Source organism: Acinetobacter sp. UBA6720 (assembly GCF_002454215.1).
Taxonomy (GTDB): Bacteria; Pseudomonadota; Gammaproteobacteria; order Pseudomonadales; family Moraxellaceae; genus Acinetobacter.
The window spans coordinates 1-10917 of the sequence record NZ_DKIK01000028.1 but is presented as its reverse complement, the minus strand read 5'-3'; the positions used below and the strand labels follow the sequence as shown (position 1 = coordinate 10917).

Below are 10917 nucleotides of genomic sequence, written 5' to 3'. Positions count from 1 at the left end.
TTAATCAGACAATACATTAAAAAAGGGAGTGACTTGAATGAGTATTCAGATGAATATATTGCAGAAATCACTAAACGTCTGAATCACCGTCCAAGAAAAAGACTCAGCTTTAAAAGTCCGAGTCAGGTATTATGGCAACAACATGGTGTTGCACTTCAAATGCTAATCTAAGTTTTTAAATATGACCTAAATCCTTTGCAAAATAAGAAATAAACAAATAAGCGTGAAAATGATAGCTCAAAAATAAAATACGTGTTTTATCATATTATTTTCTAAGACAAAAAAATAATTTTTGTAATTGCAATGAAATTTAAGGCTATTTTTGTTTATAATAGCGCACGGAAATTACCAGTGAGACTGTTATGTTGACCATCGTTCAAGACGCGTTAACTTTTGATGATGTCCTATTACTCCCTGCCTACTCTACTGTTCTCCCAAAAGATGTCTCTTTAAAGACACGATTCACGCGCGGCATTAATTTAAATATCCCACTTGTGTCAGCAGCGATGGATACGGTGACTGAATCGCGTATGGCGATTGCGATGGCGCAAAACGGTGGTATTGGTATTTTACACAAGAACATGGATATTGCTGCACAAGCTGCAGAAGTCCGTCGTGTGAAAAAATTTGAAGCAGGAATGGTGAAAGATCCAATCACTGTAACACCTGAAACCACAGTGCGTGAATTGATCTCGATTACTCAAGCCAACAATATCAGCGGTGTACCTGTTGTGAAGGATGGCAAAGTAGTTGGTATCGTGACTGGTCGTGATACACGCTTTGAAACGAACCTTGAGCAACCTGTAAGCAATATCATGACGGGCCAAGATCGTTTGGTGACAGTGCGTGAAGGTGAATCGAAAGAAAATATTCAAGCATTATTGCAAAAGCATCGTATTGAAAAAGTTTTGGTTGTGGGTGAACACAACGAACTTAAAGGCTTAATTACGGTCACTGATTTCCGTAAAGCGGAAAGCTATCCAAACAGCTGTAAAGATGACCTCGGCCGTTTACGTGTGGGTGCTGCAGTTGGTACAGGTGCAGAAACACCAAGCCGTGTTGAAGCACTGGTTGAGGCGGGTGTGGATGCGATTGTCGTGGATACTGCACATGGTCATTCTGCGGGTGTAATCGAGCGTGTACGTTGGGTAAAAGCGAATTACCCGCAAGTCCAAGTGATTGGCGGTAACATTGCCACTGGCGATGCCGCTTTGGCTTTATTGGATGCAGGTGCTGACGCAGTTAAAGTCGGTATTGGCCCAGGTTCAATCTGTACCACTCGTATTGTGGCTGGTATTGGTATGCCGCAGATTTCTGCGATTGATAGCGTTGCCAATGCATTGAAAGACCAAATTCCATTGATTGCAGATGGTGGTATCCGCTTCTCTGGCGATATGGCAAAAGCGATTGGCGCTGGTGCGAGCACGATTATGGTTGGCTCACTCCTTGCAGGAACTGAAGAAGCGCCAGGTGAAGTTGAATTCTTCCAAGGTCGTTACTATAAAGCCTATCGTGGTATGGGTTCATTGGGCGCGATGGCAGGGGCAACAGGTTCTGCGGATCGCTATTTCCAAGACTCTAAAGCAGGTGCGGAAAAGTTAGTTCCAGAAGGGATCGAAGGTCGTGTGCCATACAAAGGCCCGATGGGTAACATCGTACACCAAATGATGGGCGGTTTACGTTCTTCTATGGGCTATACGGGTTCATCTGTGATTGAAGATCTTCGTCAAAATGCGAAGTTTGTGAAAATTACATCTGCGGGCATGTCTGAGTCACATGTCCATGATGTGACAATTACCAAAGAAGCACCGAACTACCGCGTTGGCTAATTCAGCTATACCAATTGTTTAATGTAAAAGCCGTCATAAAAATGACGGCTTTTTCGTTTTGGTGTAAAGTATTTCACAATGAAAAAGGATGATGCAAATCACCCATTAAGAAGTGAGACATACATGAGTTATTTTGGTACCGACGGTATTCGTGGAAAATTTGGCGTTCTCCCTATTACTCCTGAATTTGCGCTGAAGTTAGGATTTGCCGCAGGTAAAGTGATTAAGCGTCATAGTAAAAAAGCTAAACCGGTGGTGGTCATGGGAAAAGACCCGCGTTTATCTGGTTATATTTTGGAATCTGCACTTCAATCGGGTCTTAATGCTGCGGGTGTGTATGTACATTTATTGGGGCCTCTACCAACCCCTGCTATCGCTCATTTGACTCGTGCTCTACATGCAAATTTAGGGATTGTCATTTCTGCTTCGCATAATCCATATTTTGATAATGGGATTAAGTTTTTTTCAAGTGAAGGGAAGAAACTCCCAGATACGCTACAAGAAGAAATCAACCTTGAATTAGAAAATGATATTTTCATTGAAGATACTGAAAACCTAGGTAAAAGTGTTCGCGTTGATGATGCACAAGGTCGTTATATTGAATTTTGTAAATCGTCCTTTCCATACCACTACGATTTAAATGACTTAACGATTGTGGTGGATTGTGCCAATGGGGCTGCCTATCATGTAGGGCCAGCAGTTTTTCGTGAATTGGGTGCGAAAGTTATTGCTATTCACAATGAACCAAATGGTTTAAATATCAATAAGGGTTGTGGTTCGACCCATCCAGAAAGCTTACAAAAAGCTGTTGTTGAGCATAAAGCTGATTTGGGTATTGCATTTGATGGTGATGCCGATCGGGTTATTTTGGTGGATAAAACAGGCAAGTTGATTGATGGAGATCATGTCCTCTATATCCTCGCAACGCAAACGCAGAAAAAGCCAGCAGGAATTGTGGGTACTCTGATGTCGAATATGGCCTTAGAGCTTGCCTTAGAAAAAGCAGGTGTTGAATTATTACGTGCCAAAGTGGGAGATCGTTATGTCCTACAAGGTCTAGAGGAAAAAGGTTGGGTTATTGGTGGTGAGCCATCTGGACATATTTTAACACTAGATAAAAGTACGACAGGCGATGCCATCATTGCAGCGTTGCAAGTGTTGACGGTGATGGTTGAGCAGAAGAAAGCCCTGCATGAACTGGTTGCTGAATTTAAGCTTTTACCGAATGTGTTGGTGAATGTCCGTTTAGAGGCGATGTTTGATCCTTATGCAGTGCCTGCTTTGGTGGCTGAATTTGATAAAGCAGAGCAACAACTCAAAGGTCGTGGTCGTTTGTTGATCCGCAAGTCAGGGACTGAACCTGTGATTCGTGTCATGGTGGAAGGGGATGATCTCGATGAAGTTAGTACTTTAGCTCATACATTGGCTGATGCCGTACGTGCGAATGCAGCTTAGAAAGGAGTTGAAAAATGACTGATTTAATTAAAGATCTCAGCGAGCTTCGTTTAAGTTACCAAAAAGGTGAGTTGTACGAAGCACGAGTAGAAACCTATCCACATGCCCAGTTTTTACTTTGGTTCAACCATGCACTAGAAGCACAATTGCATGAGCCTTATGCGATGTCGCTGGCAACAGCGAGTGGGCAGGGTCGTCCACATGTGCGGACTGTTCTCTTACGAGGTGCAACCGAAGCTGGATATGATTTTTATACCAATTATGATAGCCAAAAAGGCAATGATTTGGCTGAAAATCCGTATGCAGAGTTACTGTTCTATTGGCAGGAGCAGGAGCGTCAAATTCGCATTGGGGGTAAAGTGGTCAAAATTTCTGAAGCGGAATCGACAGACTACTATCATAAGCGTCCACGAGATAGCCAAATTGCGGCACATATCAGTACACCCCAAAGTGGCGTAATTGAAAGTCGTGAGGTATTGCAACAACGTTTTGAGCAATTGCAAAGTCAAGTTGAAGGTAAATCGGAACTGAATAAACCACTATTTTGGGGTGGCTACCGTCTTGAGCCAGACTACTATGAGTTTTGGCAGGGGCGCCCGAACCGTTTGCATGACCGCTTAAGTTATGAAAAACAGCACGATGTTTGGGTGTTGAAGCGTTTGATGCCATAAATGTCATCCATTCAAATTAAGCAAAGACCCTTCATTAGCCGTCCTGAATTATTTCAGGATGTTCCTGCGTTTATTGCAGAAATTTTAGCTCGTCGTGGTGTAGCGTCAGCACAAGAACTGGAATTAAAGCTTAAGCATCTACTAGCACCTAATATGAAAGGCTTAAACGAAGCGATTCAGTTGATAGATGCTGCAATGGATCAGCATCACAAAATCGTCATTGTCGGCGATTATGATGCAGATGGTGCAACCAGTACGGCTTTGATGGTCTTGGCTTTGCGTGAGATGGGGGCACAGGTAGAGTATCTGGTTCCAGACCGCTTTAAATATGGTTATGGCTTAACCCCAGCAATTGCAGATTTGGTATTTACCACCTTTACACCTGATTTATTGATTACGGTTGATAATGGTATTTCCAGCCATGACGGTGTGAAACAAGCGCAAGATCATGGTATGCAAGTGATTATTACCGATCATCACTTGACCACTAAACCCACACCGAATGCTGAAGCGGTAGTCAATCCAAACCAGTTGGGCTGTGGTTTTCCAAGTAAAGCTTTGGCTGGTGTGGGGGTTGCCTTTTATGTTTTAGCCAACTTATCGAGCTATCGTAAAAAACTCAATAAGTCTTCGGCCGTCATGAGTCAGTATCTGGATTTGGTGGCCTTGGGAACTTATGCCGATGTTGCCAGTCTTGATTACAATAATCGTATTTTGGTCGATGTCGGGCTGAAAAGAATTCAGCAGCATTTATGTCGTCCTGGCATCAGTGCATTACTCGAGATTGCAGGGCGAGAGGCTACAACTTTAAAAGCGCAAGATTTGGGATTTGTACTGGGACCACGTATTAATGCGGCAGGTCGCATGGAAACCATGGATATCGGGATTGAATGTCTATTGGCACAGGACTTTGCTACTGCTTATCCATTGGCGGAGCAACTGAATCAGTTGAATGTGGAGCGTCGTCAGGTTGAAGCGACGATGAAGCAGGAGGCTTTAACAGCCTTAGATCAGATTCAACTGGATGATACGGCTTTACCTGCGGCCTTACTGATGTTCGAGCCACATTGGCATCAGGGGGTGATAGGCATTGTTGCGGGGCGCTTAAAAGAACAGTTTCACCGTCCAAGTATTGTGTTTGCAGCAGATGAAGACGGGATACATATCAAAGGTTCAGCGCGCTCGATAGAAGGGATTCATATTCGAGATGCCATTGAGTGTGTTGCTGAGCAATATCCATATTTGGTCAGCCACTTTGGTGGTCATGCAGCAGCAGCAGGATTAACCATTCAAAAAAGCCATTTTGAAGAGTTTAAACAGGCTTTTGAAGCACTGATGGCAGCTCAGGATGAACGTTTATTTACAGCCACTTTATGGACTGATGGTGAGCTCCCTGCGCAAAATATTCAGGTTGAGACGGTCAATATTTTGCAACAACTCAGCCCATGGGGGCAAAAGTTTCCAGCCCCGATTTTTGAAGGAAATTTTCAGATTTTAGATTTCCGTTGGTTGAAAGAAGTGCATTTAAAATTACGCCTTGCTTTAGATAATGGTCAGGTGGTGGATGCGATTGCCTTTAATGCGGCGGACAAATACCAGTTTAATGAGATGAATCATCAAGTTCGTTTGGTCTATGAGTTGGATAAAAATGAATTTCGTGGCAATGTCAGTGTACAACTTCGCATTTTGCATTTAGAACAACATTAAAAAACCGCTCTATAGAGCGGTTTTTTTATATATTCACTTTTATTAGAAGCGGAATGTACCATTGATACCGTATGAATCAGCATCTTCAGTTGTTGTATAGTTCAAACCGACAGCAATAGCAGGTGTAAAGAATTTTTGCGCGCGAACAGCCCAAACAGTGTCAAAGTCATCGAATGTTGTATCCATAAATGAAACACCAACACTTAAGGTTGGGTCGATATATAAATCAGCACCTAAGCGGTATGCAGTTTCATCGCCAAAGTATGTTGCACCTTCAAAATTGGTAAAATGGTTACCAATTTGAGTCACATATTTAGCACGTAAGGTCACAGCTGTATCGTCTGCTACTGCGGAGATATTTGAAAATGTATCAATGAAGCCATTTTTTGAAACATATATTGGATCAAGATTTTCTTTGGCAACACCAGCAGCAATGAGTAGTCCATCGACTGGAAGGTAACCTGCTTCTAAGGCATAGCCTACAGTATCATCGGATGCTTTACCAAACTCACCTTCAACCGTTACTTCTGAGCGGTTTAGGCTACCAGAAACATAAAATTGAGAATTTGGTATGAAAAACTCACCATTTAAACCGACTGAATCAATTTCCAAATCAGCACCGTCTTCATCAATACTTGAGTTTGTATAACCTAGACCAATAGCGCAAGTTGTTTAAGCATTTTAGAGATTCTCTCTTTGTTATAAGAATAATGACTGTTCTATGACAGTTGTAACGAAGTGTACAAAAAAGTAGTAGAGAGTCAATCTTTATTTATAACAATGCTTTATAGAAATGAAAAAAGCCCATTCGAGAATGGGCTTTTGTTTTCAAACCTTAATTGAGTGGTTTTAGAAGCGGTATTTCGCAGCTACACCGAATTTGTTGTAGTCGTTGTTGCCGACTTCACCAAAACCAACACGGCCTTCAAGGCTGACTTGTGGAGTGAAGAATTTACGAGCATTGATACCGAATTCATTGGTATCAGTGAGATCATTGCTGTAATAGTCAGCCCCTAAGCTTAAAGTTTTGTCGATGAAATAATCGCCTTTAAGGTTATATTCATCAAGGTCTCCGAAAGCGGCACCTGCTTCTAAGTTTATGTCTTTACCATTACTGAGTGTTGTGACATATTTGGCACGTAAAGTTGGGTCTACGCCATCGTCATAATCGTTATCATAACCCTTTAGACCCGCAGCGATTAATAAACCTGGAGCAGGTAAATAACCGACTTCAGCACTATAAACTGTAGTATCAAAGTCACCGCCATTATCAAAAGAATAATCATCACGTCCAACTTTACCACCGAGGTAGAAGTCTGAGTTCGGAATGAAGAATTCTGCACCAATGCCATATTGCTGACGTTCATCATCACCAACTTCATCGTATTGGTATTTGGCATTTACATTACTGGCACGATCTAAGAATGCTGCTTCTGCAAGTGGCGCATTACGAGTTTGTACTGGGTTAAAGTAGTATGTACCATCCACACCAAAAGAGCCGCTTGAACTACCATTGTCTGGATCAATTAGGCCAGCAGAAGCACCGACTTCTGCTTGGTAGGCATGCGCAGTACCTGTGATTGCCAAAGCTGAAAGAAGTGCTGAAGCAATTGCTAATTTTTTCATGGAATGTACCCCTCGAAAGTGGACCGATATTTAAATTTTTTGTTACAACTTCAGTCTAGGTCAAAATAAAAAAGCGTCAACCAATGGAAAGTTAATGCTCTGTATCCATGGTTACATCATGTAATTTTTCATATTTAAATAATTGATAATAAATTATATTTTTATAATGTTTTGTTTTATTAAAATTGTGTAGATTCTGTGGATTTCATAATTTTTGTCCATATTTTATACAATTTTAGGCCAAAATGTTTAGCCCATTTGTCTGCTGAGAAATGCTCTCAGATTTGTTTTATGTGGTTGCTGAAGCATATAGAGATTTGCTTGCTCATTGAAGTAATCACTTTCTTGACTGAAGGTTAACTTTCCATCTTATGAAGAAGAGCCAGTTGTGTCGGGTTTGAGATGAATAATCACAGCCACTGAGTGTGCTATAATCAGCGACTATTTTTTCGCTTTATATTGATTGAGAGTAATTCACGTGGAAATTAATCCGTATCTAAACCAATTAAAAGACTTAAACGACCGTGGTCTCACATTACGGGGGTATCTTTGACTACGATCTGAAAAAAGAGCGTTTAGAAGAGGTTCTCCGTGAATTAGAAGATCCAGCGATTTGGAATGATCAAAGCCGTGCGCAAGCGATGGCCAAAGAAAAAGGCGAACTTGAAAACGTCTTAAACGTGTTAGATGGTTTGGCAACACAGCTTGAAGACGCAGAAGCGATGCTCGATTTGGCAGTCGAGGCCGATGATGAGAGTCTGCTGGCTGATGTTCAGGCTGAATTGAATTCTGCAGAAGAAGAATTAGCGAAGCTTGAATTCCGCCGTATGTTCAGCAACCCAATGGACCCGAACCCATGTTATGTGGAAATTCAAGCAGGTTCAGGGGGTACAGAAGCGCAAGACTGGGCTTCAATGTTACTGCGTATGTACATGCGCTGGATTGAACGTCATGGTTTTAAAGCTGAATTGATGGAAGAGTCAGACGGTGATGTCGCCGGGATTAAGTCAGCAACGATTCGTGTGGAAGGTGAATATGCTTATGGTTGGTTGCGTACTGAATCGGGCGTGCATCGTTTAGTTCGAAAATCGCCATTTGACTCAGGTAACCGCCGTCATACCTCGTTCTCTGCTGTGTTTGTGTCGCCAGAAGTTGATGACAATATTGAAATTGATATCAACCCATCTGACGTGCGTACAGATACTTACCGCGCTTCAGGTGCTGGTGGTCAGCACATTAACAAAACAGACTCTGCGGTACGTTTAACCCACGCACCGACAGGGATTGTGGTGGCATGTCAGAACCAACGTTCACAACATGCCAACCGTGATCATGCATGGAAACAGTTACGTGCGAAGTTGTATGAGTTGGAAATGAGCAAACGTAACGAAGCGGCTCAAGCACTTGAAGACTCGAAGTCAGATATCGGTTGGGGCAGTCAGATTCGTTCTTATGTTTTGGATGACTCACGTATTAAAGACTTACGTACTGGTGTTGAAAATTCTAATACAGGTGCAGTACTAGATGGTGACCTTGATAAGTTTATTGAAGCCAGCTTAAAACAAGGTTTGTAATTTAAATAATGAATGAAAGCAAAGCGTTAAAAGTTATTTTACAATATATCTAAAAAATTCGATATTAAAATCGAAAAAATACGATATATTAGATAAAAGAAACTGAATCACGCTTTGCTGCCCATTAAACGTGTCTTGAGTATGGATATAGATTTAATTTTTAAAGCCTTGGCTAATCCGACGCGTCGTCAAATTTTGGAATGGTTAAAAAAGCCTGAACAATTTTTATCGAGCGACGAATGTGGTGACTTTAAACGGGGCGTATGTGCAGGTCATATCGAGCGGTTGGGCAATGTGTCGCAATCGACGATGTCGAACCATTTATCTGTGTTACAGCAGGCCGGTTTAATTCAAGTCGAGAAAAATGGACAGTGGTCATATTTTTCGCGCAATGAAGCGTTGATTCAGCAATATATCGAACATTTGCAACGTTCACTTTAATTGAAAAAAGTGGCGATCGAGGCGACTATGGCTGAACTGAATACTCCTTTAACTTTGGGTGATTTACACTTAAAAAACCGCGTCATTATGGCTCCATTAACGCGTAGTCGTGCAACAGCAGACCGTGTGCCCACAGTCATGATGGCAGAGTATTATGCACAGCGTGCAAGTGCAGGTTTGATTATTTCTGAAGCGACCGTGATTTCGGAAGAAGCCAATGGCTATTTGAATACACCGGGGCTATTTAATGAAGCACAAGTTGAAGGCTGGAAACAGGTGACTCAAGCGGTACATGACAAAGCGGGCTTAATTGTGGCGCAGTTGTGGCATGTCGGTCGTGTATCGCACCCTGATTTATTGGATGGCGAAACCCCAGTTTCTGCAAGTAGCGTACAACAAAAGGGCTATGTCAGTTTATTACGTCCAAAACGTGAATATGTGGTTCCTCGTGCATTAGAGATTGCTGAAATTCAAAGCATTGTTGAGCAGTACAAGCAAGCAGCGGTTTATGCTAAAGCGGCGGGCTTTGATGGTGTGGAACTGCATGCGGCCAATGGTTATTTGATTGATCAGTTTTTACAAAGCTCAACCAATCTACGTAAAGATCAATATGGTGGCAGCGTAGAAAATCGTGCGCGTTTGTTGCTTGAAGTGGTGGATGCATTGATTGAAGTCTGGGGTGCAGGTCGTGTTGGGGTGCATCTAGCTCCACGTGGTGATGAGCATGACATGGGCGATGATGATCCACGTGAAACCTTTGGTTATGCACTAGAGCAACTGGGTCAACGTCAGATTGCGTTCTTCTTTACCCGTGAATATTTGGCTGATGACAGTATCAGTACGTACCTCAAACAACGTTCGGGTGGTGTACCATTGATTGCCAATATGCGTTTAAGCCGTGAAGATGCGGTTGATCTGTTGGCATCGGGTCAAGCGGATGCAGTGTCTTGGGGTAAAGACTATATTGCCAATCCAGACCTGTATGAGCGTCTGTTGCAAGATGCACCACTGAATGAACTGAAACTGGAAAATATGATTGGAACGGATGTCGCGGCAGGCTATGTGGACTATCCGACTTTAGCTGAAATGGAAACTGCTGCGGTTTAAATTGCTTTTCCGTTCAATTCGCGACAAGATAACAGCGTAATTCATGGGATAAAATGAGTTGCGCTGTTTTATTTTTGCATTGATTTTTGGAGCACGTATTTGGCTACTCCTTTTTGGTATAACGCAGCACTTGCGCTGATCAAACCGCTTTATAAGTCTAAAATAAAAAAACGTGCAGAGAGTACAGAACAATTTCAACAAGAATGTCTCGAACGTTTCGGGCCCTTTCAACCGGTTAAAAATCGCCAAGCGATTTGGTTCCATGTGGTGTCGGTGGGTGAAACCAATGCAGCGCAGCCTCTCATCGAACATTATTTAAAAGCCGGTCATCCAGTCTTGGTGACCAATACCACCAAAACGGGACAGGCACGGGCCAAATCCCTATTTTTAAAAGCACCTTATTTAGACCTGTTCCAAGCAGTATATTTACCTGCAGATCAAAAGCCTTTAGTTCGTCAGTTTTTTTCATTGTATCAGCCTAAGCTGTTGGCTTTGGTTGAAACAGAA

At 42.3% G+C, this 10917-nt stretch carries 9 protein-coding genes and 1 pseudogene; 8 read left to right on the top strand and 2 right to left on the bottom strand.

Annotation, left to right across the window (positions count from 1 at the left end; translation table 11 throughout):
- Positions 1-362: 362 nt before the first annotated feature.
- The 4 genes from guaB to recJ all read left to right on the top strand — a co-directional run bounded on the left by guaB (position 363) and on the right by recJ (position 5662).
- Positions 363-1829 carry an IMP dehydrogenase gene (gene guaB, locus B4F08_RS02485; RefSeq protein WP_063454399.1) on the top strand — a complete coding sequence of 489 codons (1467 nt, stop codon included), beginning with the start codon at positions 363-365 and terminating at the stop codon, positions 1827-1829.
- 123 nt (positions 1830-1952) lie between these two features.
- Positions 1953-3284: a phosphoglucosamine mutase gene (gene glmM, locus B4F08_RS02480; RefSeq protein WP_086210252.1), complete on the top strand. Its 1332-nt coding sequence runs from the start codon at positions 1953-1955 to the stop codon at positions 3282-3284.
- Positions 3285-3298: 14 nt separating this feature from the next.
- A complete protein-coding gene (gene pdxH, locus B4F08_RS02475) occupies positions 3299-3955 on the top strand; it encodes a pyridoxamine 5'-phosphate oxidase (protein ID WP_291372946.1) in 657 nt (218 codons plus the stop codon).
- On the top strand, positions 3956-5662 hold the full coding sequence (gene recJ, locus B4F08_RS02470; RefSeq protein ID WP_291372944.1) for a single-stranded-DNA-specific exonuclease RecJ: 1707 nt from the start codon (positions 3956-3958) through the stop codon (positions 5660-5662).
- Positions 5663-5704: 42 nt separating this feature from the next.
- Here the strand turns inward: recJ and B4F08_RS02465 are convergent.
- Together B4F08_RS02465 and B4F08_RS02460 are read right to left on the bottom strand one after the other, a co-directional pair.
- Positions 5705-6322: pseudogene (locus B4F08_RS02465) on the bottom strand (putative porin); the annotation flags it as partial.
- 189 nt (positions 6323-6511) lie between these two features.
- Positions 6512-7288 carry a putative porin gene (locus B4F08_RS02460; protein WP_086209161.1) on the bottom strand — a complete coding sequence of 259 codons (777 nt, stop codon included), beginning with the start codon at positions 7286-7288 and terminating at the stop codon, positions 6512-6514.
- 478 nt (positions 7289-7766) lie between these two features.
- Between B4F08_RS02460 and prfB the strand changes: the two genes are divergently transcribed.
- The 4 genes from prfB to B4F08_RS02440 all read left to right on the top strand — a co-directional run.
- A protein-coding gene (prfB, locus tag B4F08_RS02455) for a peptide chain release factor 2 (RefSeq protein ID WP_110974628.1) occupies positions 7767-8862 on the top strand; the annotation gives its coding sequence in 2 pieces (ribosomal slippage) (positions 7767-7838 and positions 7840-8862; 1095 coding nt in all).
- A gap of 141 nt (positions 8863-9003) precedes the next feature.
- A complete protein-coding gene (locus tag B4F08_RS02450; RefSeq protein ID WP_086209159.1) occupies positions 9004-9303 on the top strand; it encodes an ArsR/SmtB family transcription factor in 300 nt (99 codons plus the stop codon).
- 27 nt (positions 9304-9330) lie between these two features.
- Complete coding sequence (locus tag B4F08_RS02445) at positions 9331-10410, top strand: alkene reductase (RefSeq protein ID WP_291372938.1); 1080 nt, start codon at positions 9331-9333, stop codon at positions 10408-10410.
- A gap of 99 nt (positions 10411-10509) precedes the next feature.
- Positions 10510-10917, top strand: a 408-nt coding sequence (locus tag B4F08_RS02440) for a 3-deoxy-D-manno-octulosonic acid transferase (protein ID WP_291372936.1), incomplete at its 3' end; no start/stop codon positions are given.

Coding starts and splice junctions, on each gene's coding strand:
- guaB (WP_063454399.1), top strand. CDS start 363: ATGTTGACCATCGTTCAAGACGCGTTAACTTTTGATGATGTCCTATTA.
- glmM (WP_086210252.1), top strand. CDS start 1,953: ATGAGTTATTTTGGTACCGACGGTATTCGTGGAAAATTTGGCGTTCTC.
- pdxH (WP_291372946.1), top strand. CDS start 3,299: ATGACTGATTTAATTAAAGATCTCAGCGAGCTTCGTTTAAGTTACCAA.
- recJ (WP_291372944.1), top strand. CDS start 3,956: ATGTCATCCATTCAAATTAAGCAAAGACCCTTCATTAGCCGTCCTGAA.
- B4F08_RS02460 (WP_086209161.1), bottom strand. CDS start 7,288: ATGAAAAAATTAGCAATTGCTTCAGCACTTCTTTCAGCTTTGGCAATC.
- B4F08_RS02450 (WP_086209159.1), top strand. CDS start 9,004: ATGGATATAGATTTAATTTTTAAAGCCTTGGCTAATCCGACGCGTCGT.
- B4F08_RS02445 (WP_291372938.1), top strand. CDS start 9,331: ATGGCTGAACTGAATACTCCTTTAACTTTGGGTGATTTACACTTAAAA.